The sequence below is a fragment of the Chimaeribacter coloradensis genome (genome assembly GCF_002858715.1).
Classification (GTDB): Bacteria; Pseudomonadota; Gammaproteobacteria; order Enterobacterales; family Enterobacteriaceae; genus Chimaeribacter; species Chimaeribacter coloradensis.
Window position 1 is genome coordinate 305,210 of record NZ_PJZH01000001.1, and the last position, 23,647, is coordinate 328,856.

The 23,647-nt window shown below is 62.1% G+C and carries 24 protein-coding genes; 11 read left to right on the plus strand and 13 right to left on the minus strand.

Annotated elements, in window-relative coordinates; translation table 11 throughout:
* Nucleotides 1-6 precede the first annotated feature (6 nt).
* The 5 genes from lolC to cobB are packed head-to-tail and all read left to right on the plus strand — an operon-like array spanning nt 7 to nt 4,939.
* Nucleotides 7-1,209 (plus strand): lipoprotein-releasing ABC transporter permease subunit LolC, encoded by a 1,203-nt coding sequence (gene lolC / locus CYR32_RS01360; protein WP_101821779.1) that lies wholly within the window; start codon nt 7-9, stop codon nt 1,207-1,209.
* Nucleotides 1,202-1,906 carry a lipoprotein-releasing ABC transporter ATP-binding protein LolD gene (gene lolD / locus CYR32_RS01365; protein ID WP_101821781.1) on the plus strand — a complete coding sequence of 235 codons (705 nt, stop codon included), beginning with the start codon at nt 1,202-1,204 and terminating at the stop codon, nt 1,904-1,906. The genes lolC and lolD overlap by 8 nt, the downstream gene beginning before the upstream one ends.
* A complete protein-coding gene (gene lolE / locus CYR32_RS01370) occupies nt 1,906-3,153 on the plus strand; it encodes a lipoprotein-releasing ABC transporter permease subunit LolE (RefSeq protein ID WP_101821783.1) in 1,248 nt (415 codons plus the stop codon). The genes lolD and lolE overlap by 1 nt, the downstream gene beginning before the upstream one ends.
* Nucleotides 3,154-3,167: 14 nt before the next feature.
* Nucleotides 3,168-4,073, plus strand: a complete 906-nt coding sequence (nagK, locus tag CYR32_RS01375; RefSeq protein ID WP_101821785.1) for an N-acetylglucosamine kinase — start codon at nt 3,168-3,170, stop codon at nt 4,071-4,073.
* A 35-nt stretch (nt 4,074-4,108) separates the two neighbouring features.
* The gene (cobB, locus tag CYR32_RS01380; RefSeq protein WP_101821787.1) at nt 4,109-4,939 is read left to right on the plus strand and encodes a Sir2 family NAD+-dependent deacetylase; all 831 of its coding nucleotides are present in this window, start codon (nt 4,109-4,111) and stop codon (nt 4,937-4,939) included.
* 43 nt (nt 4,940-4,982) lie between these two features.
* On the opposite strand, the gene potD is transcribed toward cobB, so the two are convergent.
* From potD to potA, 4 genes are all read right to left on the minus strand, one after another.
* Nucleotides 4,983-6,023 (minus strand): spermidine/putrescine ABC transporter substrate-binding protein PotD, encoded by a 1,041-nt coding sequence (potD, locus tag CYR32_RS01385; RefSeq protein ID WP_101821789.1) that lies wholly within the window; start codon nt 6,021-6,023, stop codon nt 4,983-4,985.
* 146 nt (nt 6,024-6,169) lie between these two features.
* On the minus strand, nt 6,170-6,946 hold the full coding sequence (potC, locus tag CYR32_RS01390; RefSeq protein ID WP_101821791.1) for a spermidine/putrescine ABC transporter permease PotC: 777 nt from the start codon (nt 6,944-6,946) through the stop codon (nt 6,170-6,172).
* A complete protein-coding gene (gene potB / locus CYR32_RS01395) occupies nt 6,943-7,803 on the minus strand; it encodes a spermidine/putrescine ABC transporter permease PotB (RefSeq protein ID WP_101821793.1) in 861 nt (286 codons plus the stop codon). The genes potC and potB overlap by 4 nt, the downstream gene beginning before the upstream one ends.
* Nucleotides 7,787-8,905, minus strand: a complete 1,119-nt coding sequence (gene potA / locus CYR32_RS01400; RefSeq protein ID WP_101821796.1) for a spermidine/putrescine ABC transporter ATP-binding protein PotA — start codon at nt 8,903-8,905, stop codon at nt 7,787-7,789. The genes potB and potA overlap by 17 nt, the downstream gene beginning before the upstream one ends.
* 285 nt (nt 8,906-9,190) lie before the next feature.
* Between potA and pepT the strand changes: the two genes are divergently transcribed.
* Nucleotides 9,191-10,426 carry a peptidase T gene (gene pepT, locus CYR32_RS01405; protein WP_101821798.1) on the plus strand — a complete coding sequence of 412 codons (1,236 nt, stop codon included), beginning with the start codon at nt 9,191-9,193 and terminating at the stop codon, nt 10,424-10,426.
* Nucleotides 10,427-10,497: 71 nt separating this feature from the next.
* Here the strand turns inward: pepT and CYR32_RS01410 are convergent, their stop codons facing one another.
* The 8 genes from CYR32_RS01410 to rluE all read right to left on the minus strand — a co-directional run bounded on the left by CYR32_RS01410 (nt 10,498) and on the right by rluE (nt 18,512).
* Nucleotides 10,498-11,619 (minus strand): ribosomal protein uL16 3-hydroxylase, encoded by a 1,122-nt coding sequence (locus tag CYR32_RS01410; RefSeq protein ID WP_101821801.1) that lies wholly within the window; start codon nt 11,617-11,619, stop codon nt 10,498-10,500.
* Nucleotides 11,620-11,715: 96 nt separating this feature from the next.
* Nucleotides 11,716-13,161, minus strand: coding sequence for a two-component system sensor histidine kinase PhoQ (gene phoQ, locus CYR32_RS01415; protein ID WP_101821803.1), 1,446 nt, complete (start codon nt 13,159-13,161; stop codon nt 11,716-11,718).
* 28 nt (nt 13,162-13,189) lie between these two features.
* Entirely contained in the window at nt 13,190-13,861 is a 672-nt protein-coding gene (phoP, locus tag CYR32_RS01420; protein WP_101821805.1) for a two-component system response regulator PhoP, read from the minus strand.
* 248 nt (nt 13,862-14,109) lie between these two features.
* Nucleotides 14,110-15,480: an adenylosuccinate lyase gene (gene purB, locus CYR32_RS01425; protein WP_101821807.1), complete on the minus strand. Its 1,371-nt coding sequence runs from the start codon at nt 15,478-15,480 to the stop codon at nt 14,110-14,112.
* Between the two features lie 26 nt (nt 15,481-15,506).
* On the minus strand, nt 15,507-16,133 hold the full coding sequence (gene hflD / locus CYR32_RS01430) for a high frequency lysogenization protein HflD (protein ID WP_101821809.1): 627 nt from the start codon (nt 16,131-16,133) through the stop codon (nt 15,507-15,509).
* A 2-nt stretch (nt 16,134-16,135) separates the two neighbouring features.
* The gene (gene mnmA / locus CYR32_RS01435) at nt 16,136-17,239 is read right to left on the minus strand and encodes a tRNA 2-thiouridine(34) synthase MnmA (RefSeq protein WP_101821811.1); all 1,104 of its coding nucleotides are present in this window, start codon (nt 17,237-17,239) and stop codon (nt 16,136-16,138) included.
* A gap of 165 nt (nt 17,240-17,404) precedes the next feature.
* Nucleotides 17,405-17,857: an NUDIX hydrolase gene (locus CYR32_RS01440; protein WP_101821814.1), complete on the minus strand. Its 453-nt coding sequence runs from the start codon at nt 17,855-17,857 to the stop codon at nt 17,405-17,407.
* A gap of 28 nt (nt 17,858-17,885) precedes the next feature.
* Nucleotides 17,886-18,512 (minus strand): 23S rRNA pseudouridine(2457) synthase RluE, encoded by a 627-nt coding sequence (rluE, locus tag CYR32_RS01445; protein WP_101821816.1) that lies wholly within the window; start codon nt 18,510-18,512, stop codon nt 17,886-17,888.
* Between the two features lie 132 nt (nt 18,513-18,644).
* Between rluE and icd the strand changes: the two genes are divergently transcribed.
* Nucleotides 18,645-19,898: an NADP-dependent isocitrate dehydrogenase gene (gene icd / locus CYR32_RS01450; RefSeq protein ID WP_101821818.1), complete on the plus strand. Its 1,254-nt coding sequence runs from the start codon at nt 18,645-18,647 to the stop codon at nt 19,896-19,898.
* Nucleotides 19,899-19,944: 46 nt separating this feature from the next.
* On the opposite strand, the gene opgB is transcribed toward icd, so the two are convergent.
* Entirely contained in the window at nt 19,945-21,822 is a 1,878-nt protein-coding gene (gene opgB, locus CYR32_RS01455; protein ID WP_101821820.1) for a phosphatidylglycerol--membrane-oligosaccharide glycerophosphotransferase, read from the minus strand.
* Between the two features lie 272 nt (nt 21,823-22,094).
* Between opgB and bsmA the strand changes: the two genes are divergently transcribed.
* The 4 genes from bsmA to CYR32_RS01475 all read left to right on the plus strand — a co-directional run bounded on the left by bsmA (nt 22,095) and on the right by CYR32_RS01475 (nt 23,536).
* Nucleotides 22,095-22,403 (plus strand): biofilm peroxide resistance protein BsmA, encoded by a 309-nt coding sequence (gene bsmA / locus CYR32_RS01460; RefSeq protein WP_101821822.1) that lies wholly within the window; start codon nt 22,095-22,097, stop codon nt 22,401-22,403.
* Nucleotides 22,404-22,511: 108 nt separating this feature from the next.
* Complete coding sequence (locus tag CYR32_RS01465) at nt 22,512-22,811, plus strand: hypothetical protein (RefSeq protein WP_101821824.1); 300 nt, start codon at nt 22,512-22,514, stop codon at nt 22,809-22,811.
* A gap of 146 nt (nt 22,812-22,957) precedes the next feature.
* Nucleotides 22,958-23,116, plus strand: coding sequence for a YqaE/Pmp3 family membrane protein (locus tag CYR32_RS01470; RefSeq protein ID WP_101821826.1), 159 nt, complete (start codon nt 22,958-22,960; stop codon nt 23,114-23,116).
* A gap of 120 nt (nt 23,117-23,236) precedes the next feature.
* Nucleotides 23,237-23,536 (plus strand): hypothetical protein, encoded by a 300-nt coding sequence (locus CYR32_RS01475; protein WP_101821828.1) that lies wholly within the window; start codon nt 23,237-23,239, stop codon nt 23,534-23,536.
* Nucleotides 23,537-23,647 lie beyond the last annotated feature (111 nt).

The following is a 23,647-nucleotide window of genomic DNA, read 5'->3' on the forward strand; positions in this document are numbered from 1 at the left end:
GATTTCATGTATCAACCTGTCGCGTTATTTATCGGCCTGCGTTACATGCGCGGGCGGGCCTCAGACCGCTTCGGCCGGTTTGTTTCCTGGCTTTCCACCATCGGTATTACGCTTGGCGTAATGGCGCTGGTCACCGTCCTCTCCGTGATGAACGGCTTTGAGCGCGATCTCGAGAGAAACATTCTCGGGCTGATGCCCCAGGCGCTGATCACCACCCCACAAGGCTCTCTGAACCCGCAGAACATCCCCGCTGACAGCCTGAACGGCCTGCAGGGCGTGCAGCGAATTGTGCCGCTGACCACCGGCGATGTGGTGCTGCAGAGCGCGCGCGGCGTGGCGGTCGGGGTGATGCTGGGCGTTAACCCGGACGAGGCCGACCCGCTGGCGCGTTACCTGGTGGGCGTGCAGCAGCAGCAGCTCCAGCCAAAAAGTTACCAGGTCATTCTGGGCGAACAGCTGGCCGGCCAGCTCGGCGTTAAACGCGGCGACACCCTGCGGCTGATGGTCACCAGCGCCAGTGAATTCACCCCGATGGGGCGGATCCCGAGCCAGCGCCTGTTTACCGTGGCCGGCACCTTTGCCGCCAACAGTGAAGTGGACGGCTACCAGCTGCTGGTGAACCAGCAGGACGCCTCGCGCCTGATGCGTTACCCGGCGGGCAACATCACCGGCTGGCGCCTGACGCTGGAACAGCCGCTCACGGTGGACACCCTGAGCCAACAGCCGCTGCCGCCCGGCACCCAGTGGAAAGACTGGCGTGACCGCAAAGGCGAGCTGTTCCAGGCGGTACGCATGGAGAAAAACATGATGGGGCTGCTGCTGAGCCTGATCGTGGCGGTGGCCGCCTTCAACATCATTACCTCCCTGGGCCTGCTGGTGATGGAGAAGCAGGGCGAGGTGGCGATCCTGCAAACCCAGGGGCTGACGCGCCGCCAGATTATGACGGTGTTCATGGTGCAGGGGGCCAGCGCCGGGATTATCGGCGCGCTGCTGGGCGCGCTGCTCGGGACGCTGCTGGCCAGCCAGCTCGGCACCCTTATGCCCGCGCTCGGCATGGTAATGGACGGCGCATCGCTGCCGGTCGACATTGAGCCGCTGCAGGTCATCAGCATCGCGCTGGTGGCGATGGCGGTGGCCCTGCTTTCTACGCTTTACCCTTCATGGCGCGCTGCCGCCGTTCAACCCGCTGAGGCTTTACGTTATGAGTAACCATCCTTTATTGCAGTGCGACAGCCTGTGCAAAACCTATCAGGAAGGCAAGCTGCAAACCTCGGTGCTGCGCGATGTAACCTTTGCCATGCAGCCGGGCGAGATGATGGCGATCGTGGGCAGCTCCGGGTCGGGCAAAAGTACCTTGCTGCACCTGCTGGGCGGGCTGGACACGCCGACCTCCGGCGACGTGGTGTTCCAGGGCACGCCGCTGAGCAGCATGTCTTCCCGCGCCAAAGCGGCGCTGCGTAACCGGGAGCTGGGCTTTATCTACCAGTTCCACCACCTGCTGCCCGATTTCACCGCACTGGAGAATGTGGCGATGCCGCTGCTGATCGGCACCGGCGGGGCGGCCGCCGCGCAGGAAAAAGCGCGTGAGATGCTGGCCGCCGTAGGGCTGGAGAAGCGCAGCGGCCACCGGCCGTCAGAGCTTTCCGGCGGCGAGCGCCAGCGGGTGGCCATTGCGCGCGCACTGGTCAACAACCCGTCGCTGGTGCTGGCGGATGAGCCGACCGGCAACCTCGACCAGCGCAATGCCGACAGTATTTTTGAACTGCTGGGCGAATTGAACGTGCGCCAGGGTACCGCCTTCCTGGTGGTCACCCATGACCTGACGCTGGCACGCCGCCTGACCCGCCAGCTGGAGATGCGTGACGGCCGGCTGCAGCAGGATGTTTCCCTGCTGGGGGCGCAGTAATGGGGCTGCCTCTCTCGCTGGTGATTGGCCTGCGCTTCAGCCGCGGCCGTCGCCGCAGCGGCATGGTGTCGCTGATCTCCATTATCTCTACCGTCGGGATCGCGCTGGGCGTAGCGGTGCTGATTGTCGGCCTGAGCGCGATGAACGGCTTCGAACGCGAGCTGAATAACCGTATTCTGGCAGTGGTGCCGCACGGCGAAATCGAGCCGGTAGACCAGCCGTTTACCGGCTGGCAGGGGCTGCTGCCCAAAGTCGCCGCGGTGCCGGGCGTGGCGGCGGCTGCGCCCTATATCAATTTCACCGGCCTGCTGGAGAGCGGGGCCAAACTGCGCGCGGTGCAGGTCAAAGGCGTAGACCCGAAACAGGAGGCGCAGCTCAGCGCGCTGCCGCACTTTGTGCAGGGCGACGCCTGGGCGCAGTTCCGCGCCGGTGAGCAGCAGGTGATCCTCGGCAAAGGCATCGCCGATGAACTGGGCGTCAAGGCGGGTTCCTCTGTCACGGTGATGATCCCCAACAGCGACCCGCAGGGCAAACTGCTGCAACCCAAACGCATCCGCCTGCGGGTGACCGGCATCCTGCAACTCAGCGGCCAGCTCGACCACAGTTTTGCGATGGTGCCGCTGGCCGACGCGCAGGGCTACCTCGACATGGGTGACAGTGTCACCGGCATCGCCATCAAGGCCAATGACCCGTTCAGCGCCAATACCCTGGTGCGCGAGGCGGGCAAAGTCACCGAAGCCTATGTCTATATCCGCAGCTGGATCGGCACCTACGGCTACATGTACCGCGATATTGAGATGGTGCGCGCCATCATGTACCTGGCGCTGGTGCTGGTGATCGGCGTTGCCTGCTTCAACATTGTCTCCACGCTGGTGATGGCGGTGAAAGACAAAAGCAGTGACATCGCCGTGCTGCGCACCCTGGGCGCAGGCGACCGGCTGATCCGTGCCATTTTCATCTGGTACGGGCTGCTGGCCGGGCTGGTAGGCAGCGTGAGCGGCGTGGTGGTTGGCGTGGTGGCGGCGTTGCAGCTCACCCCGCTCATGCGCGGGCTGGAGAACGTCATCGGGCATCAGTTCCTCTCCGGGGATATCTACTTCATCGATTTCCTGCCGTCTGAGCTGCACTGGCTGGATGTGGGCGGGGTGCTGCTGACTGCCATCCTGCTGAGCCTGATCGCCAGCTGGTACCCGGCGCGGCGCGCCAGCCGCATCGACCCGGCGCGGGTGCTGAGCGGCGGCCAGTAAGGGCGGGGGCTGTCATGTATTACGGCATCGATATGGGCGGCACCAAAATTGAGCTGGCGGCGTTTGATGCGCAGCTCACGCCGCTATGGCAGAAGCGGGTGCCGACCCCGCAGGGGGATTACGCCACCCTGCTGGCGGCGCTGGTGGCGCTGGTGCAGGAGGCGGACGCCGCAGTGGGCGGCGGGCGCGTCGGCATCGGCATCCCCGGCCTGATCAAGGCTGACGGCACCCTGTTTTCCGCCAATGTCCCGGCGGCTTCCGGTGAGCGGTTGCACGAAGATCTGGCGCGCCTGCTGGGGCGTGACGTACGCATCGACAACGACGCCAACTGTTTTGCCCTCTCTGAGGCCTGGGATGAGGAGTTCCGCGCCTGCCCCAGCGTGCTGGGGCTGATCCTCGGCACCGGGGTCGGCGGCGGGCTGGTGTTCAACGGCCGCGTCTTCAGCGGGCGTAACGGCGTGGCCGGGGAGTTCGGCCATATGCGCCTGCCGGTGGATGCGCTGGCGATCCTCGGGCGTGACACGCCGTCGGTCACCTGCGGCTGCGGGCAGGTGGATTGTATTGAGAATTACCTCTCCGGGCGCGGCTTTGAGCGGTTATACGCCCTTGCCACCGGGCAGCCGCTCGCGGCCCCGGCGATCATGGCGCGCTGCCGTGCCGGGGAGGCGGCCGCCGTGGCCCATTTCACGCGCTACGCAGACCTGCTGGCCGCCTGCCTCGGCAACCTGCTGACCCTGCTGGACCCGCACCTGCTGGTGATCGGCGGCGGGCTGTCGAACGTGGCGGAGATCTACCCGGCGCTGGCGGCACGCCTGCCGCGCCACCTGCTGCCCGGCAGTGAGCTGCCGCGCATTGAAAAAGCACGTTATGGCGATGCAGGTGGCGCACGCGGGGCGGCCTGCCTAAATTTGTTAGACTAACGGAGTTCTCACCGCAGTACAGAGGAGCAGGTGCCATGCACACACGCCACAGACTGCGCCGGTTCCGCAAGCTGAAACATTTGCGGCACCAACGTTTTCGCTCACGCATTTTCCATCGCGACAATATGGCGGTTACTGAGATGAAAAAACCTTTTGTGGTGGTATTAACCGGCGCGGGGATCTCCGCAGAGTCGGGCATCCGCACCTTCCGCGCCGCGGACGGACTATGGGAAGAGCACCGCGTGGAGGATGTCGCCACGCCGGAGGGGTTCCAGCGCGACCCGGCGCGTGTACAGGCGTTCTATAACGCGCGGCGGCGGCAGTTGCAGCAGCCGGAGATCGCCCCGAATGCCGCGCACCTGGCGCTGGCAGAGCTGGAGCGGGCGCTGGGTGACCACTTCCTGCTGGTGACGCAGAACATCGATAACCTGCATGAGCGCGCCGGTAATCAGCGCGTGCTGCATATGCACGGTGAGCTGCTGAAAGTGCGCTGTACCCGCTCCAGCCAGGTGATTGAGTGGCCGGGTGACCTGACGGTGGATGACCGCTGCCACTGTTGCCAGTTCCCGTCGCCGCTGCGCCCGCATGTGGTGTGGTTCGGCGAGATGCCGATCGGCATGGATGAGATCTACCAGGCGCTGGCCAAAGCGGACTACTTTATCTCGATCGGCACATCCGGCCACGTCTACCCGGCGGCCGGGTTTGTGCACGAAGCCCGGCTGGGCGGCGCGCATACCGTGGAGCTGAACCTGGAGCCGAGCCAGGTGGAGAGCCAGTTCAATGAACGGAAATATGGGCTGGCGAGTGAGGTTGTGCCGGCCTTTGTGCGGCAGATGATTGCCGGCGGGGAAGGGCAGTGGCAGTAATCATCTGATCACCGGGCGCAGGGCGCGCCCGGCGGCGGGGCGGTTACTGGCCCGCTTTCAGTTTCTGATAGCTTGTTTCATACAGCTCGCTGGCGCTGCCCACGTCATTCTGCCATTCGCCGTTTTTCATCACCGCGTCAGACGGGTAGAGGGACGGGTCATTCGCCACCTCCGGCGGCAGCAGTTTCTTCGCTTCCAGGTTCGGCGTCGGGTAACCGATGGTCTCTGCCACCTGGGCCGCCACTTCCGGGCGCAGCAGGAAATCGATCAGCTTGTGTGCGCCTTCCACGTTATGGGCGTTGGCCGGGATCGCCAGGCTGTCCATCCAGAAAATCCCGCCCTCTTTGGGCCACACCACCGTCAGCGGCGTACCGGCCTGGCGCGCCACATAGGCGGAGCCGTTCCAGACCATCCCCAGGTTCACTTCCCCTTCCATGTAAGGGTTGGCCGGGTTGTCGGAGTTAAAGGCCAGCACGTTCGGCATCAGCTTGCGCAGCTCCTGGTAGGCCGCCTCGATCTGTTTCGGATCGGTGGTGTTGCCGGAGTAGCCGAGCTTGCGCAGCGCCATCTGGAACACTTCACGCGCGTCGTCCGTCAGCAGCAGGCTGCCTTTGTATTCCGGCTTCCACAGGTCGGCCCAGCGGGTGATGGTTTTCGGGTCGATCTGGTCGCTGTTGACGCCAATCGCCGTTGCGCCCCAGATGTAGGGGATCGAGTAGTCATTGCTGGGGTCAAACGGCTTGTTCAGCAGGTTCGGGTCCAGCGCGGAGAAGTGGCTGAGCTTGCTTTTGTCGATCTTCTGCAACATGCCCTCTTTGCGCATCTTCGCCACAAAATAGGTCGACGGCACCACCAGATCGTACGCACCCTCTTTGTAGGTTTTCAGCTTGGCGTACATGGTTTCGTTGGACTCATAGGTGGAGTAGATCACCTTGATGCCGGTCTCTTTGGTGAACTGCTCCAGCAGGCCCGGCGGCACATATTCCGTCCAGTTATAGAAGTAGAGCGTTTTGCCGTCATCCGCCTGGGCGAAGGCGCTGGCGGCCAGTAAACCGGCGGCCAGCCACTGTGCTGTTTTTTTCATTGTTACCCCTGAATTATCCACGACATCCCCGGTGCGCCCCGGCACGGGTGTGGCGTATCACCATCCGGACGACGCCGCGTCCATTAAAAAGCCAGGCGCCCAGTATAAAGAGCGCCCGGCGCGAAAGGAAGCAACCGGTTGCCGCCCTAGCGGGGCGTGCGGTCACGCAGCAGCCACTGGCTGGCGAGCACCAGCACCAGCGACAGCCCCAGCAGCAGCGTTGCCAGCGCGTTCACCTCCGGCGACACCCCGACCTTGACCATCGAGTAGATCTTCAGCGGCAAAATCTCGTAGTCCGGCCCGGTGACAAACGACGACACCACCACATCATCCATCGACAGGGTAAAGCTCAGCAGCCAGCCCGCGGCCACGGCGGGCATCGCCAGCGGCAGGATGATTTTGCGCAGGATGGTGATCTCCCCGGCACCCAGATCGCGCGCCGCCTCCAGCATCCGCACATCAAACCCTTTCAGGCGTGAATAGACGGTCACCACCACAAACGGCAGGCAGAAGGTGATGTGGGAAAACAGCAGCGACCAGAAGCCGAGCGAGATGCCCACCAGCATAAACAGCACCAGCAGCGAAATCGCCATCACGATGTCCGGTGACATCATCACTACAAACAGCATCCCGCTGACGAACGGCTTGCCGCGGAACCGGTAGCGGAACAGCGCCACCGCCGTCAGGGCACCAATCAGCGTGGCGAAGGTGGCGGAGAGCACCCCCATCGTCACCGAGTGGCGGGCCGCCTCGATCAGGCTGTCGTTGTTCATCAGGGTGCTGTACCAGCGGGTGGTGAAGCCCTGCCAGTTCACGCCGAAGCGCGAACTGTTAAACGAATTCACGATCAGGATGATGATGGGAATGTAAAAGTAAGCGTAGACCAGCGCCATAAAGCCGCCGCGCAATCCGCGTCCGATCATTCCAGCTCTCCTTTTTTATTCAGCGCTTTTGCCACCTTGTAGTAGATCAGCAGCATCAGGCCCATCACCAGCGTCAGGCAGATGCTGGTGGCCGCGCCGAACGGCCAGTCACGGATGTTGAGGAACTGGCTCTTGATCACATTGCCGATCAGCAGGTTTTTCGCGCCGCCCATCAGGTCAGCGATGTAGAACAGCCCCAGCGCGGGCAGCATCACCAGCAGGCAGCCGGCGATGATGCCCGGCATAGTCAGCGGCAGGATGATGCGCACAAAGGTCTGCAGCTTGCCCGCCCCCAGGTCACGCGCCGCCTCCAGGTAGGCCTTGTCGAGCTTTTCGATGCTGGCGTAGAGCGGCATCACCATAAACGGCAGCAGGATGTAGATAAGCCCAAGGATCACCGCCAGCGGCGTGTACATGATGCGCAGCGGGGTATCAATCAGCCCCAGCGCCATCAGCCACTCATTCAGGTAGCCGCGGGTGCTGAGGAAAATCTTCAGCCCGTAAACGCGGATCAGCGAGTTGGTCCAGAACGGCACAATCAGCAGGAACAGCAGCAGCGGCCGCACACGGGCGGGCAGCCGTGCCAGAATGAAGGCGAACGGGTAGCCGATCAGCAAACAGCAGAGGGTGGCGACCAGCGCCATATTCAGCGAGTGCAGCAGCACATCGGCATACAGCGGGTCCAGTAGCCGGCGGTAGTTGTCCAGGGAGAAGACCATCCGCACCAGGCTGTCGTTGTCGCGGGTCAGGAAACTGGTGCCGATAATCATCAGGTTCGGCAGGAAGACAAACAGCGTCAGCCAGGCCACCACCAGCATAATCACCCCGCGCTGGAAAAGCTTACGTGAGCTGTTCATCGGCGAGCACCACCTCCCAGCTTTCGATCCAGGTCACCGCCACGGTCTGGTCCAGCGAGTGGTCCACATCCGGGTCATCTTCGTTGAAGAACTCGCTGACCATCACCAGCTTGCCGCTGGTCAGCTCCACGGTGGACTCCAGCGTCATGCCCTTGTAGTTGCGCTCGCGCACATGGCCGATAAAGCCCTCGGCGGCGTCCCCTTCGTTGATCTCCTGCACTTTGAGATCCTCCGGGCGCAGCAGCACATTCAGCCGCTGGCCCGGCGTCACCGCCAGCTGGTTCACGGTGATGTCACACTCGCGCCCCTCGACCCAGGCGCGCACGCGCTGGTCATCCAGGCGGCGGATCACCTCTGCCTCAAAGATATTGATCTCACCGATAAAGCTGGCGACAAACAGGTTCTCCGGCTCCTCATAGATCTGGCGCGGGGTGCCGTCCTGCTCGATCCGCCCGTCACGCATCACCACGATGCGGTCCGACATGGTCAGCGCCTCTTCCTGGTCGTGGGTGACGAACACAAAGGTGATGCCGAGCTTGCGTTGCAGCGCCTTCAGCTCGTTCTGCATCTGCTTGCGCAGCTTGTAGTCCAGCGCCGAGAGCGACTCATCCAGCAGCAGCACCCGCGGGCGGTTTACCACGGCGCGCGCGATCGCCACCCGCTGCTGCTGGCCGCCGGAGAGCTGGTGCGGGCGGCGCTGGGCGAACTCATCGAGCTGTACCATCCGCAGCACCTCGGTGACGCGGGTGGCGATCTCCGCCTCCGGCGTCTTCTGCATCCGCAGGCCGAAGGCCACATTCTCAAACACGCTCATGTGCGGGAACAGGGCGTAGCTCTGGAACACCGTGTTAACGTGGCGGTGCTCGGCCGGGACGGCGGTCACATCCTGGCCATCCAGGGTGATGGTGCCGCTGTCGGTCTCTTCCAGCCCGGCAATCAGGCGCAGCACCGTGGTTTTGCCGCAGCCCGACGGCCCGAGCAGGGTCAGGAATTCACCATGATTAATGGTCAGGTTGAGATCGCGGATAATGGTTTTGCCGTCAAAGGCTTTACTCAGTCCGCTCAGGGTGACCAATGGGGTCGGAGACAGGTTTTCAGTCATTTATCGGGGCACTCTTTTCTTGTGCTCAGGTTGCCGGTCAGGCAGCGTGCAGCAGGCTATCGTCTCATACAGTGAGTCAGATCTCGGAGGGGGGGAATTCTACGTGAAACTGCCGGTATCACCAATGGTTGCGCCGCCTGAGCGGGGAAAAACCCGGCAAATGGCGCGGCGGCAGCCCAATCCGTCAAATAAACGCTAAGGTTAACAAAGATGAAAACTGACCTGACGCAATACAGGCCCCCACCAGGCTGCGCATAATGGCACGCGGCTCTCAGAGGATAGACTATGGATAACTTACTCGATCGTTTTCTGCATTACGTCTCCATCGACACCCAGTCAAAAGTGAATGTCCGCCAGGTGCCCAGCACCGAGGGGCAGTGGAAACTGGCCCACGCGTTACAACAGGAGCTGGCCGCGCTGGGGCTGGAGGCGATTACCCTGAGCGAGCACGGCTGCGTGATGGCGACCCTGCCGGCCAACGTGGACTGGCCGGTGCCGGTGATCGGGTTTATTTCCCACCTCGACACCTCGCCCGATTTCACGGCGAAAAATGTGAACCCGCAGATTGTGGAGAACTACCGCGGCGGCGATGTGGCGCTGGGCAGCGGCGAGGAGGTGCTGTCACCGGTGATGTTCCCGGTGCTGCACCAGCTGCTGGGGCAGACGCTGATCACCACCGACGGCAAAACCCTGCTCGGCGCGGATGACAAGGCCGGGATCGCCGAGATCATGACGGCGATGGCGCAGCTCAAACAGCGTGACATCCCGCACGGCGACATCCGCATCGCCTTTACGCCGGATGAGGAAGTCGGCAAAGGGCCGCACTTCTTCGACGTGGCCGCCTTTGGTGCGGAATGGGCCTATACCGTGGACGGCGGCGGCGTGGGCGAGCTGGAGTATGAGAACTTCAACGCGGCCTCCGCCACGATAAAAATCGTCGGTAATAATGTTCACCCCGGCACCGCCAAAGGGGTGATGGTGAATGCGCTGACGCTGGCGACCCGCATCCACCAGGCGCTGCCGGCCGGAGAGACGCCGGAGCAGACCGCCGGTTATGAAGGCTTCTTCCACCTGAACAGCATGAAAGGCAGCGTTGACCGCGCCGAGATGCACTACATCATCCGGGACTTTGACCGCGAGAAATTTGAGGCGCGCAAGCAGCAGCTGATCAGCGTAGCGGAACAGGTGGGCGAGGGGCTGCACCCGGACTGCTACATCGAGGTGACGCTGGAGGACAGCTACTACAACATGCGTGAGCAGGTGGCGAAGCACCCGCACATCATCGGGATTGCCGCGCAGGCGATGCGGGACAATGACATCGAACCGGTGATGAAACCGATCCGCGGCGGCACCGACGGCGCGCAGCTCTCCTTTATGGGGCTGCCCTGCCCGAACATCTTCACCGGCGGCTACAACTACCACGGCAAACATGAGTTCGCCACGCTGGAGGGGATGAAGAAATCCGTGTCGGTGATTACGCGCATTGCCGAACTTACCGCCCAGCGCGCCAGAACGGCATAAAAGCCGCATAAAAAAGGCCGGGCAGCACACGCTGCCCGGCCTTCCTGCCTGACCGGCAAGCCTGAATCAGGTTAGTCTTTAAAGTACCAGTAACCGCTGTTCACCAGCGCCGCCAGCAGCGCCAGGAAGGACGGGTCATCCAGCGCGTCGCCGAAGTGGGAGGCGTCCAGCGTGAAGTGCTGGCACAGCGCATTGGCCGCGGCGGCGTGGTCAGTTTCCATACGCTCGCCGTTCACGAAGCAGCGATCGCCAATCCGCAGTACCCGCAGGCCGCCGACGCGTTGCAACACTTCGCCGCCCTGTAACAACTCATAAATCTCACCCGCCTGATACGGCGGCTCCGGCGGGGCCAGATCCAGCTCATGGCGCGACTGGGAGATAAACTCACCGAACCAGCCCTCGAAGTGCTCCGGCTGCTGCAACAGCTCCAGCATCATGCCGCGCAGGCCATCCAGCTCCTGCGGCAGGATGTCCGCGTGCTGCTCACGTGCCGGCAGATCCGGGTCGCTGTAGCGTTTGCTGCCCAGCTCGCGTGACAGCACATAGTCGGCGAAGCCGCTCACCAGCTCGCGGCCGTTCGGCGCGCGGAAGCCCACTGAGTAGTTCAGGGCGTTCTCCAGCGAATAGCCTTCGTGCGGGAAGCCCGGCGGAATATAGAGGATGTCGCCCGGCTCCATCTCTTCATCAATGATGGCGTCAAACGGCTCCACCTGGAGCAGGTCCGGGTGCGGGCAGTGCTGCTTCATCGGCACCTTTTCGCCTACCCGCCAGCGGCGGCGGCCGGTGCCCTGGATGATAAAGACGTCATACTGGTCGAGGTGCGGGCCAACGCCGCCGCCCGGCACGGAGAAGGAGATCATCAGGTCATCCATGCGCCAGTCGGGGATGTGGCGGAACGGGCGCATCAGCGCCGCAGACGGCTCATGCCAGTGGTCCACCGCCTGTACCAGCAGCGACCAGTTCGTCTCACCCAGGTGATCAAAGCTGGCGAACGGCCCGTGGCCGACCTGCCATTTACCCGCCTCATGGCTGACCAGGCGGCTGTCGACCTCATTTTCCATCGCCAGCCCGGCCAGCTCATCCGGGGAAATCGGGTCGATAAAGTTTTTGAAGCCGCGCTTCAGGATAACCGGGCGCTTTTGCCAGTAGCGTTGCAGGAAGTCATGCCAGTCGAGGTCAAGTTGGTAATCCATTGTGTATTCCAGTAAACGGGGGAGACTAGCTGCGAGTATAACGGATGCGGCGCGCGGCGCGTGCATTTCCCTGCGCAAAAGCCGCCGGGCGGCGGTTTATTCCGCAGCCTCGTTATGCTGGCGGCCGAAGGCCACCGTCATTTGCGCGCCGCCGAGCGCGCTGTCGCTGAGGGTGATGCTGCCCTGATAGCGGGCGATGATCTCACTGGCCACCGCCAGCCCGATGCCCTGGCCGGGGCGCAGGGTATCGGCCCGCTGGCCGCGCTGGAAAATCAGCTCACGTTTGGCGGGCGGAATGCCGGGGCCGTCATCTTCCACCACCAGCACCAGCTGCTGCTCCGCCGGGACGGCGCTGATCTCCACGAACTCCAGCGAATATTTGCAGGCGTTGTCGATCAGGTTGCCCATCACTTCCATAAAGTCATTCTTATCGCCGATAAAGGTCAGCTCCGGCGGGATATCCAGCGTCAGCACCACCCCTTTGCGCTGGTAGACTTTGTTGAGCGCCGAGCAGAGGCTGTCGAGCAGGGCGGAGACGGAGTGGATTTCGCGCGTCAGCACGTTTTTTTCTGAGTCCAGGCTGGCGCGGTGCAGGTAGTAACCGATCTGCTGGGAGATGCGGCTGATCTGCTCCAGCATCACCGGCTCCGCCTCGTCTATGGTGAGCTGTTTGCCGCCGCGCAGCGCCCGCAGGGTGGATTGCAGCACCGCCAGCGGGGTTTTCAGGCTGTGGGTCAAATCGGCGAGGGTGGTGCGGTAGCGCAGGGAGCGCCCGCGCTCATTGTTCAACAGCAGGTTGAGGTTGCGCACCAGGCTGCGCAACTCCTGCGGCGGCGTCACCTCCAGCACGTCGCGCTCGCGCTTCTCCAGCTCGCCGATCTGCCGCGCCAGCACCTTGATCGGCCGCAGGCTCCAGTGCGCGGCCAACCACAGCAACGGGATCACCAGCAGCAGGTTGGCAAGCAGCACATAGCTGAACCACTGCCAGACCAGGTCGCTGCGCTGCAACTCCTGCGGGATGGTGTCGATCACCACAATGCTCAGCGGCGGCAGGCGGGCGGTGGCGGCGTAGTTATTCACCACCACCGAGTGCGTCAGCGATGGCTCATCCTGCTCATAGCCCTTGAGCTGGCGCTGGGCGTGGGGGTTGTTGCCCACCACCGTGCTGCTGAGGTGCGGGTCGGCGTCCAGCTCATAGAAGCCGCCCTTGCGCAGCCACTCCCGCGGGATGCGGGACTCCAGCCCCGGCACGGCGCGCTGGTGCCACAGCAGCGTACCGTCCTGGTCATAAATCAGCACCAGCGTGGGGGAGTTGAGGTCGAGATCCGGCGGCACCGCGATGGTCAGGCGGTTGTTGCGCCACTGCGCCAGGCTGAAGAAGAGGTTGCTTTCGCCGCGCAGCAGGGTATAGGCGGTTTTGTCAAAGCTGACGATGTAGCCGACCACCGCCACCAGCCCGTAAGCGAGTGACAGGGCCAGCACCACCGCCGCCGTGGCCAGCAAAAAGCGGGCGCGGAGTGAGAAGGGCGTGCGGCGGATCATCGCGGCGGCATCTCAGGCACGGCAGCCGTCAGCGGAGGTCAAAGCGGTAGCCCTGGCCGCGTACCGTGGTGATCACCTCGTGCGGGTAACCCGCCTGCATCTTCTTGCGCAGGCGGCCCATCAGCACATCGATGGTGTGGCTCTCGCGCAGTTCCGCATCCGGGTAGAGCTGCAACATCAGGGCGTCTTTACTGACCACTTTGCCCGCGTTGCGGATCAACGTCTCGATGATGGTGTACTCAAACGCCGTCAGCTTGATCAGCTGCTCATTGATGCTGAGCTCACGGCGCGACAGATCCACCTGGAACGGCGGCAGGCTGATGATCTGCGACGCCAGCCCGCTGTTGCGGCGCATCAGCGCCTGCATCCGGGCGATCACCTCTTCCAGGTGGAAAGGCTTGGTGACGTAGTCATCCGCCCCTGCCTCCAGCACCGCCACCTTGTCCTGCCAGCTTTCACGGGCGGTCAGCACCAGAATCGGCAGCGTGGTCTGGTGGCTGCGCCAGCGCTGGATCAGGCTCAGGCCATCCTCGCCCGGCAGGCCGAGATCGACAATCGCGATGTCCGGCGCATGTTCATGCAGGAAGTAGTCCGCCTCTTTGGCATCTTCCGCGGCATCTACCTGATGCCCCATCTCCCGCATCTGCACCGCCAGATGGTGGCGCAACAGGGCATTATCTTCCACGACCAAAACGCGCATACCTGTTTCCTCTGAAATGCTGCCATGAGTATGTTGCCGGGTGTCAGGCTCAGCCCGCCATTATGGCAGGATGTGCGCCGTTTGCCCGCGACTTTTCTCGCGGCTGACCGCGCCTATTATCGCCGGGGAAGGTAAACCACAGGTAAACCGCCGGGGCATCGGCTAAACACGGTATCAACGGACGGGGCAGAAAAAAACGGGCGGCCGTGAAGGCCGCCCGATGGGACGAAGCGTAATGCCGGGTGGGCTTATTTCAGGTCATCAACCATCTGCACCGCGCGGCCGAGGTAGTTACCCGGCGTCATGGCTTTCAGGCGGGTCTTCTCCTCGTCCGGCAGGGCGAGGCCGTCGATGAAGGCCTGCATCCCGGCGGCGTCCACGCGCTTGCCGCGGGTCAGCTCTTTGAGTTTCTCATACGGCTTCTCGATGCCGTAACGGCGCATCACGGTCTGGATCGGCTCCGCCAGCACTTCCCAGTTGTGGTCCAGCTCGTAGGCCAGGTTGGCTTCGTTGACTTCCAGCTTGCTGATGCCTTTCAGGCTGGCCTGGTAGGCGATCACTGCATAGCCGATGCCGACGCCGAGGTTACGCAGCACGGTGGAGTCGGTGAGGTCACGCTGCCAGCGGGAGACCGGCAGTTTGCTCGCCAGGTGGCCCAGCACCGCGTTGGCCAGGCCGAGGTTGCCTTCGGAGTTTTCGAAGTCGATCGGGTTGACCTTGTGCGGCATGGTGGAGGAGCCAATCTCGCCGGCGATGGTCTTCTGCCTGAAGTGGTTCAGGGCGATGTAGCCCCAGATGTCGCGGTCGAAATCGATCAGGATGGTGTTGAAACGCGCGATGGCGTCGAACAGCTCGGCGATGTAGTCGTGCGGCTCAATCTGGGTGGTGTAGGGGTTCCAGGTGATGCCGAGAGAGGTGACAAATTCCTCACTGAACTGGTGCCAGTCCACGTCCGGGTAAGCGGCCAGGTGGGCGTTATAGTTGCCGACCGCGCCGTTGATTTTGCCGAGGATCTCCACCTGGGCCAGTTGGCGGTACTGGCGCTCCATGCGGTAGGCGACGTTGGCGAACTCTTTGCCCAGTGTAGAGGGCGTTGCCGGCTGGCCGTGGGTGCGGGAGAGCAGCGGGATGTCGCGGTACTCATGGGCCAGCGCTTTCAGCGCATCGATAAGCTTACGCCAGTAGGGCAGCACCACCTCGTCGCGCGCGGTGTTCAGCATCAGCGCGTGGGAGAGGTTGTTGATGTCTTCCGAGGTGCAGGCGAAGTGGATGAATTCAGACACCGCGTGCAGAGCCGGGACAGCAGCCACTTTCTCTTTCAGGAAATACTCCACCGCCTTGACGTCATGGTTGGTGGTTTTCTCAATCTCTTTGATGCGCTGCGCGTCCTGTTCGCTGAAACGGGCGACAATCTCATCAAGGAAAGCGTTTGCGTCGGCATCAAATGCAGGAACTTCGGCGATGCCGGTGCAGGAGGCCAGTTTTTGCAGCCAACGTACTTCAACCTGCACGCGGAATTTCAGCAAACCAAATTCGCTGAAAATAGCGCGTAACGCGCTGACTTTATCACCGTAGCGTCCATCAACGGGGGAAACGGCGGTCAGTGAGGATAATTCCATCGGTAGCAACTCCAGGGGTGTGATAGTTAACATTGGGCGAGAATCTGTTTGGCCTGTTCGAACAAGCGGTTACGCGAAAACATCAATTGCAGGCGGCCACCGCCCACCTGCTGCCACAGCACCGCCGCGCGGATGCCGGCCAGCAGCGCCGCACGTACCCGCGCCTGGATGGCAGGGTTTTGCAGCAGCGCGGCGTTCCCGGTGACCTGGATGCGCGGCCCAAGCGGGCTGACCACGTCGACGTAAATCGCGGCCATGGCGCTCATCAGCGTGTCGGACTCCAGATCGAAATGCACCAGCTGGCGTTCAAGCTGGCTGATGCGGTCAGAAAGGGTGTTGAGGGCGCCCTTGCTGGCGCTGAGCTTGCGCTCCAGCACCATCAGGCTGAGGGTGTAACGGGTCAGCTCCGCGCCCGGCCCCTGGCGGTTGGCGTTCAGCACGCCCATCAGCGTCTCCAGCCCCAGCATCAGGTTGCCGGGGTCATTGCCGAACACGGCCAGGGTCGAGGCGGGGTTGGTTTCCAGCACGCTTTTCAGCGACACCGCCAGGGCGTCACGGTTGCACTGGCCCTCCTGGGCCAGTTGCTGCACCAGCCGCGCGGACTGGCAGATCCCGGCCAGCGCCAGCGTGATGTCATGGTAGTTTTTCGCCACAGTTACCCCTGAATACGTTGTTCGATGATGCCGCCGCCGAGGCAAACCTCATCCAGATAGAACACGGCGGACTGGCCCGGCGTGACGGCCGCCACCGGCTCATCAAAGCGCACCTCAATGCGCTCATCATCCAGCGGCGTGACCAGGCAGGGGATGTCCTGCTGGCGGTAACGGGTTTTCACCGTGCAGCGCAGCGGGCCGGTCAGCGGCTGGCGGTCAACCCAGTGCAGCTGCTGGGCGATCAGGCCGGTGGACATCAGGCGCGGGTGTTCATGGCCCTGCGCCACCACCAGGATGTTGTTTTCCACATCCTTGTCCACCACGTACCACGGATCTTCGCCGCCATCTTTGACGCCGCCGATGCCCAGCCCTTTGCGCTGGCCGAGGGTGTGGTACATCAGCCCCTGGTGCTGCCCCATGTCGACGCCGTCGGCGCTGACGATGCGGCCCGGCTGGGCGGGCAGGTAACGGCCGAGGAAGTCACGGAATTTGCGCTCACCGATAAAGCAGATGCCGGTGGAGTCTTTTTTCTTCGCGGTGATCAGATCCAGCGCTTCCGCAATGCGGCGCACTTCCGGCTTCTCCAGCTCACCCACCGGGAACAGGCTCTGGGCGATCTGCTCGTGGCTCAGGGTGTAGAGGAAGTAGCTCTGATCTTTGTTGCCGTCGACGCCGCGCAGCAAACGGCTGACGCCGTCCACATCCTGGCGGCGCACATAGTGGCCGGTGGCGATGTAGTCCGCGCCCAGATCTTCGGCGGCAAATTCCAGGAAGGCTTTGAACTTGATCTCTTTGTTGCAGAGAATATCGGGGTTCGGCGTGCGCCCGGCCTTGTACTCCTCCAGGAACAGCTCAAACACGTTGTCCCAGTATTCGGCGGCAAAGTTCACGGTGTGCAGCTCGATGCCGAGCTTGTCACACACCGCCTGCGCGTCGGCCAGGTCGGTGGCGGCGGTGCAGTACTCTTCGTTGTCGTCCTCTTCCCAGTTCTTCATAAACAGCCCGGCCACCTGATAGCCCTGTTGCTGCAACAGGTAAGCGGAAACCGAGGAATCGACGCCGCCGGACATGCCGACGATTACTTTTTTCTGACTGTTATCTGACATGGGAATCTCACGAGCCTGTATACCAGGCGGCAGCGCAGCGCGCGCGTGCCGCACGGCATGGCGGGGCTGCGGGGCAGGCCGGCCATGCCTGTTAAAAATGAGCGCCGGATTTTACCACGTTGCCGGGGCGGCTGCACCGCAGAATGTAACAATCACACAAATTGTCTACTGCGGAAACGGCCAGTGGAACGCCGACAGCAGGGAGAGCGGGTAGCGTGCCGGCTGCTGCCAGCAGCGCAGGCTCTCGGCCACCAGCGGCGAGCGCAGGTTAGGGGCGTGGAGGATCTCTCCGGCCGGGAGCCAGAGGCAGCGGTCGATGTCGCTGTCCTGCGGCGCGGTGGGCAGCGGAGCGGGCAGGTCGATCGCAAAGCAGAAGCGCAGGAACGGCGTGTTGTCCGGCGCGATCCACTGGTGCAGCCGCAGGAAGTGCTGCACAGAGGCGCGCAGGCCGGTCTCTTCATACAGCTCACGCTCCGCCGCCTGGACCAGCGTTTCATCCGCTTCCAGGTGCCCGGCGGGCTGGTTCCACAGCGCCTTGCCGCGGATGGTCTCCTCGACCACCAGGAATTTGCCCTGGGCCTGTACCACGCAGGCCACGGTGACATGGGGTTTGAACATACATTCTCCTTGAACAGATAACACAGGGCTAAAGGTGCGTGACCTCACGCCATTCGCCGGGCGCAAGATTGCCCAGGGTGGCCGCGCCCATCGCGTAGCGAATCAGCCGCAGGGTCGGGAAGCCGATGTGGGCGGTCATCCGCCGCACCTGCCGGTTGCGCCCCTCATAGAGGGTGATCTTCAGCCAGGCGGTGGGGATCGCCTTGCGCTCGCGGATCGGCGGGTTGCGCGGCCAGAGCCACTCAGGCTCCGCGACCCGCTCCACCCCGGCGGGCAGGGTCGGGCCATCTTTCAGCGTCACGCCGTGGCGCAGCGCCGCCAGCGCGGCCTCGTCCGGCTCGCCCTCTACCTGAACATAGTAGATTTTCCCGGTACGTTTGCCCGGCTGGGTGAGCTGTGCCTGAAGTTTGCCGTCATTGGTCAGCACCATCAGCCCTTCGCTGTCGCGATCGAGCCGCCCGGCGGCGTAAACCCCGGACAACGGAATGAAATCTTTCAGCGTGGCGCGCCCGGCTTCATCGGTAAATTGCGGCAGGACATCGAAGGGTTTGTTAAACAGCACAATCCGCCGCGGGCCGCTGGTTTTTTCTTTCGCGGCGGCAGCCGGGGCGCTGAATCGTTTAACGTGGTGATTTTTAACAGGGAATTTTTTCATGTTCTTTAACGTTGTTCACAATAGGCGCATTATAGCGGATAACGGTTTCAGATTGGCGCGGGGTGAATATTCAAGTAGTATTGACACGCATCTTACAAATCATTAACAAAGTGCGCTTTGAAGGAGAGGTTAATGGAAAGCAAAGTAGTTGTTCCGGCGGAAGGTAATAAAATTACGGTTGATGCTCAGGGTAAACTGGTTGTTCCGCATAACCCGATCATCCCGTTCATCGAAGGTGACGGTATCGGCGTCGATGTTACCCCCGCCATGATCAAGGTTGTGGATGCAGCGGTTGAGAAAGCTTACAAGGGTGAGCGTAAAATTTCCTGGATGGAAATTTACACCGGCGAAAAATCTACGAAAGTGTACGGCGACGATGTCTGGCTGCCGGAAGAGACCCTTGACCTGATCCGTGAATACCGTGTGGCCATCAAAGGCCCGCTGACCACCCCGGTCGGTGGCGGTATCCGCTCCCTGAACGTGGCCCTGCGTCAACAGCTTGATCTCTACATCTGCCTGCGTCCGGTGCGTTACTACCAGGGCACCCCAAGCCCGGTGAAACGCCCGGAAGACACCGATATGGTGATTTTCCGTGAGAACTCCGAAGACATCTATGCGGGTATCGAGTGGAAAGCCGGTTCTGCGGAAGCGGACAAGGTCATCAACTTCCTGCAGAACGAAATGGGCGTGAAGAAGATCCGTTTCCCAGAGCAGTGTGGTATCGGCGTGAAGCCGTGCTCCGAAGAGGGGACCAAGCGCCTGGTGCGTGCGGCCATTGAGTATGCGATCACCAACGACCGTGACTCCCTGACCCTGGTGCACAAAGGCAACATCATGAAATTCACCGAAGGTGCCTTCAAAGACTGGGGCTACCAGCTGGCCCGCGACGAGTTCGGCGGTGAGCTGATTGACGGCGGCCCGTGGGTGAAGATCAAGAACCCGAACAGCGGCAAAGAGATCGTCATCAAAGACGTGATCGCCGACGCTTTCCTGCAGCAGATCCTGCTGCGCCCGGCTGAATATGACGTGATCGCCTGTATGAACCTGAACGGTGACTACATCTCTGATGCGCTGGCCGCACAGGTCGGCGGGATCGGCATCGCACCGGGTGCCAACATCGGTGACGAGTGCGCCCTGTTCGAAGCGACCCACGGCACGGCGCCGAAGTATGCCGGCCAGGACAAAGTGAACCCGGGCTCCGTGATCCTCTCCGCTGAGATGATGCTGCGCCACATGCAGTGGTTCGAAGCAGCAGACCTGATCGTGAAAGGCATGGAAGGCGCGATTGCGGCCAAAACCGTGACCTATGACTTTGAACGCCTGATGGACGGCGCCACCCTGCGTAAATGCAGCGAGTTCGGCGACGACATCATCAGCAACATGTAATTGTCATCACGCCTGAGAAACGGGAGCCTTGCGGCTCCCGTTTTTTTTACCCTTTTTCCGCCGGTGGCGTCGCCTGTTTCAGCTGCGCCACCGTCTGCTGGTAGAGGGTGTCACTGTGTTTGTCGAGCGGGAAACGCACCGTGCCCTGGTCACCCTGTTCCGCGATCTGCCGGATGTCAGGGCGTGACCCCAGCTTGCCGGAGGCGAGACAGAGGCCGGACGGCGGCGAGCCGGGCCAGATGAGGCTGATGCGCGCGCAGGCGTCGACCCAGACAAAGAGTTCGCCGGGCCGGAACTCGGAGAGCTGCTGCGTCAGCGGGGCCAGCAGGTAGGTCTCAAACTTCGGCTCAATTTTACGGTTGCCGATCTTCAGCACCAGCGGGTAGGTAAAGGTGCTGCCGGAGAAGGAGAAGCGGTGGTGGGCCGGGTCAACCTGATAACGGGTGATGCTTTTCGGCACGCCCCACAGCTCAATCAGCGCCGGCACCCAGGCGGTGATTTTGTCGCTCAGGGTGGGGGTGGTGGCGACCAGCGACGTGTTGGAGAGCGTGCTGCGGCCGAGGCCGATGAAGTTGTCCCCGCCGAGCAGATCCAGCACCGTGGCACCGTTGTCCAGCGTGCTGCGCGGCTGGTCATTCACGCCGTGCTGCGCGCCGCTGCCGTCGAGGATAAAGAAGAGATCCTTGCGGTCATGGCGGGTGAGCCGGCTCCAGGCGGTGTTGTTCATCGCCAGATGGTCGGACGAGACCACGATCACCGTGTCTTTATAGTAGGGCGACTGCTGGATCCGGCGGATGAAGTTTGCCACTGTCTCCTGGTTACAGAGGATGGCACTCAGGGATTTATTCTCTTTGCCGCCGTCCATGTAGGCGTTTTTGCGGCAGCTGCGTGAGACGTAGCCGTCCGGGTGGTGGGTGTCCACCGTCAGGGTAAACAGGGCGAACGGCTGCCCCTTTTCCGACAGTGTCTCAAACTGCTGATAGACCTGGTCCAGCAGGCTGTCGTCATACAGCCCCCAGTCGTTGACGTAGGCCGGGTCTTTGAGCCGCGGCTGCAGCTCTTTGCGGCCGAAGACCTGATCAAACCCGTGCGATGTCAAAAATTGCCCTTTGCCGGCAAACGCCAGATCCGCCCCCTGATAGAAGGAGAGGGCGTAGCCGGAGGCTTTCAGGATGTCGCCCAGGCAGATTTTACCGGGGTAGAACCCCTCCACAGACCCGGCGGCATTGCCGTCAAACGGGGCAAACAGCGGGATGCCGCATTGCGACGCCACCATCCCGGCGATGGTATAGCCGGTGCCGGGCAGCTGCTCCGTCTGGCTGAAATCCAGCGCCTGCTGTTTGACGGCGGCCAGATCCGGCGTCAGCCCCGGGAACTCCTGCTCATCAAAATAGGTGCGCTCAAAACTTTCCGCATAGATATAGACCAGGTTGCGCTTTTTCCCGCTGATCAGCGTCGAGGGGATTTTATAGTAGGTGTAGAACTCTTCGCCCTTGTCCGCGTGCCGGGATTTGATCATGGTGTAGATCTCCCCGGTGGCCGGGGTGATGACCAGCGACGCGCTGACCAGCGCGAAGGCGATCAGGCTGTAGACCGGGCGGTTCTTCAGACGCCGCGCACGCAGCAACACCCACAATACGGCGCAGAACAGCAGCACCAGCCCGCCCAGCAGCGCCAGCCCCGGCAGCAGGTATTTGCCCATCCCCGCGCCTTCCAGGTTGCTGGTCAGGGTATAGAGCACCGAGTCATTGATGCCGTTGCCGGTGAAATAGTTGCTGGCGTAGTGGATCAGGTTCAGCAAAATAAACGCCAGCGAGGTCGCCAGCAGGCCCACCAGCCAAAAGAGGTTGGTAATGCCCTTACGCAGGCAGATGGCAATCGACACGGCAAACAGCAGCAGGGAAAACAGTGCGGGGAAACTCATTGCCACAGGGCGTATCCTCACTATGCACGGGATGGGTTAAACACGCCGTAGAAGAAGAAAAGAAAAGGAAGTTGCGATTAGAAGCGATATTACACCGCCCCCGGAAGGAGGGACTACCCCACTTAGTGTTTTATGAGGGGTGTCGCAATTATTATGACGTTTTTGTTTAGCTTTTATTTAAACTGCCGCCGCCTGCCGGTGATGAAAGAGGGTGGCGGGCAGTGGCCGCACAGCGGTATGCTGGGCGATTCTTCCCCTAATGGAATAAGATCATGAAGCGAATGAACCTCGCGCTGCCTGTTTTGCTGGCGCTCAGCCTGAGCGCCTGTAGCCTGACCGAACGCGCGCCGCTCGGCACCCTGTCGCCGGGGGCGCACGCCCAGGAGATCCGCCGTGAACAGACCGCCAACCTGACGCAAGTGGGCGTCGCCTCGGTGACGGTGTACGGCAACCCGATGAGCGCGGCGGAGCTGATCCAGAAAAAAGCGGATGCGGCCGGGGCCCATTACTACTTCGTGACCCGCGTTGACCCGACGCAGGTGCCGAACCAGTGGGTGTCAGAGGCGGTGCTCTACCGCTGAGGCCGGGGCCGGCCGTTTCTGCCCGGCGCGGCAGTGCAAGATCGGGCGGCAAGGCGGCGCAGTATCATCTATCCTTATGATAGTTACCCATAAAAAAGGAGCGACACCATGAGAACGGATGTGCAGTTTACGACCCAACACCCGGCCGGCACCCACAGGGTAGTGGCAGGGGATATTGTGCGGCTGGAAACCCGTGACCTGACCCATGTTTATCTGCTGGATGTGATGCTGGCGCGCCGTGAAGGTGAGGCGCTGATCGGGAATGTGGTGGTGGTCTCGCCGTCGTCAGATATTCCTTTTGATCAGTGGGAGCTGAAGCAGGGCGAAGAGGTCGCTTTTTACCAGAACAACATTATTCCTGCCCATCAGGATGCCGACGACGTGGATCAGCGGGACGAACAGCGCTGAGCGGGCAGGCCGGGCAGGATGCGCCCGGCCTGGCGCGGGTTATCACGCCCTGAGGCCGCAGGGCGTTTGTAAAATTTTGTATAGCCTTGATTACTCAGTGAAATCGTCTACGCTTAAAGAAGCTGACGACAAAAAGGAGAGGCTCTATGGATCTGATTCGTATCATTATCGCCATCATTCTGCCGCCGCTGGGTGTCTTTATGCAGGTCGGTTTCGGCGGGGCGTTCTGGCTGAACATCCTGTTGACCCTGCTGGGCTACATCCCCGGGATTATCCACGCCGTCTGGATCATTGCCCGCCGCTAAGCCGCGTTTGCGCGGTTCCTCTGCTAGACTTTATTTCATCACTACGCTTCATCGCCTGCGGGTGTCCTGCCCGCAGGCAACGTCTTTTCGACGATGTCCCCGTTTCAGAGGGAGAGTGCCATGGAAAATCATGCTTCGCTTGAAGAACTCACCGCCCGCATTGAGGTGCTGGAACAGCGTGAAAAAAGCCTGACTTATGCGTCTCATGCCTATCAGGCCATTATTACGACCCTGCTGGGTGCCGTGGATAAACCGACCCGTGACAGAGTGATTGCCCTGGTTGAACAGGCGCATGAGCTGGCGTTTAACCGGGCGGTAAACCAGGGCAACACCCGCCAGACCACCATGATCAAAGGGGCGGACGAGGTGGCCCAGCGCATGTTCATCTTTGCCCAGCGCGACCGGCACGATAACGACTGATCCGCCGGTGCAGACAGGGATTGCCGCCGCCCCGGCCGGATGTTAAAAAGCGGGGGCAAAAGAAGGTGTGTTTGCATGTCCGGAAAGCCCGCCATGGTGGCGCGGCTCACA

What these genes read in the sequence shown, in the direction of transcription:
- CYR32_RS01465 (WP_101821824.1), top strand. Translation starts at nt 22,512, where the DNA reads ATGAGAACGGATGTGCAGTTTACGACCCAACACCCGGCCGGCACCCAC.
- pepT (WP_101821798.1), top strand. Translation starts at nt 9,191, where the DNA reads ATGGATAACTTACTCGATCGTTTTCTGCATTACGTCTCCATCGACACC.
- CYR32_RS01470 (WP_101821826.1), top strand. Translation starts at nt 22,958, where the DNA reads ATGGATCTGATTCGTATCATTATCGCCATCATTCTGCCGCCGCTGGGT.
- potD (WP_101821789.1), bottom strand. Translation starts at nt 6,023, where the DNA reads ATGAAAAAAACAGCACAGTGGCTGGCCGCCGGTTTACTGGCCGCCAGC.
- lolC (WP_101821779.1), top strand. Translation starts at nt 7, where the DNA reads ATGTATCAACCTGTCGCGTTATTTATCGGCCTGCGTTACATGCGCGGG.
- opgB (WP_101821820.1), bottom strand. Translation starts at nt 21,822, where the DNA reads ATGAGTTTCCCCGCACTGTTTTCCCTGCTGCTGTTTGCCGTGTCGATT.
- rluE (WP_101821816.1), bottom strand. Translation starts at nt 18,512, where the DNA reads ATGAAAAAATTCCCTGTTAAAAATCACCACGTTAAACGATTCAGCGCC.
- phoQ (WP_101821803.1), bottom strand. Translation starts at nt 13,161, where the DNA reads ATGATCCGCCGCACGCCCTTCTCACTCCGCGCCCGCTTTTTGCTGGCC.
- cobB (WP_101821787.1), top strand. Translation starts at nt 4,109, where the DNA reads ATGCACACACGCCACAGACTGCGCCGGTTCCGCAAGCTGAAACATTTG.
- purB (WP_101821807.1), bottom strand. Translation starts at nt 15,480, where the DNA reads ATGGAATTATCCTCACTGACCGCCGTTTCCCCCGTTGATGGACGCTAC.
- nagK (WP_101821785.1), top strand. Translation starts at nt 3,168, where the DNA reads ATGTATTACGGCATCGATATGGGCGGCACCAAAATTGAGCTGGCGGCG.
- CYR32_RS01410 (WP_101821801.1), bottom strand. Translation starts at nt 11,619, where the DNA reads ATGGATTACCAACTTGACCTCGACTGGCATGACTTCCTGCAACGCTAC.
- CYR32_RS01475 (WP_101821828.1), top strand. Translation starts at nt 23,237, where the DNA reads ATGGAAAATCATGCTTCGCTTGAAGAACTCACCGCCCGCATTGAGGTG.
- potB (WP_101821793.1), bottom strand. Translation starts at nt 7,803, where the DNA reads ATGAACAGCTCACGTAAGCTTTTCCAGCGCGGGGTGATTATGCTGGTG.
- mnmA (WP_101821811.1), bottom strand. Translation starts at nt 17,239, where the DNA reads ATGTCAGATAACAGTCAGAAAAAAGTAATCGTCGGCATGTCCGGCGGC.
- icd (WP_101821818.1), top strand. Translation starts at nt 18,645, where the DNA reads ATGGAAAGCAAAGTAGTTGTTCCGGCGGAAGGTAATAAAATTACGGTT.
- CYR32_RS01440 (WP_101821814.1), bottom strand. Translation starts at nt 17,857, where the DNA reads ATGTTCAAACCCCATGTCACCGTGGCCTGCGTGGTACAGGCCCAGGGC.
- bsmA (WP_101821822.1), top strand. Translation starts at nt 22,095, where the DNA reads ATGAAGCGAATGAACCTCGCGCTGCCTGTTTTGCTGGCGCTCAGCCTG.
- lolD (WP_101821781.1), top strand. Translation starts at nt 1,202, where the DNA reads ATGAGTAACCATCCTTTATTGCAGTGCGACAGCCTGTGCAAAACCTAT.
- lolE (WP_101821783.1), top strand. Translation starts at nt 1,906, where the DNA reads ATGGGGCTGCCTCTCTCGCTGGTGATTGGCCTGCGCTTCAGCCGCGGC.
- potA (WP_101821796.1), bottom strand. Translation starts at nt 8,905, where the DNA reads ATGACTGAAAACCTGTCTCCGACCCCATTGGTCACCCTGAGCGGACTG.
- potC (WP_101821791.1), bottom strand. Translation starts at nt 6,946, where the DNA reads ATGATCGGACGCGGATTGCGCGGCGGCTTTATGGCGCTGGTCTACGCT.
- phoP (WP_101821805.1), bottom strand. Translation starts at nt 13,861, where the DNA reads ATGCGCGTTTTGGTCGTGGAAGATAATGCCCTGTTGCGCCACCATCTG.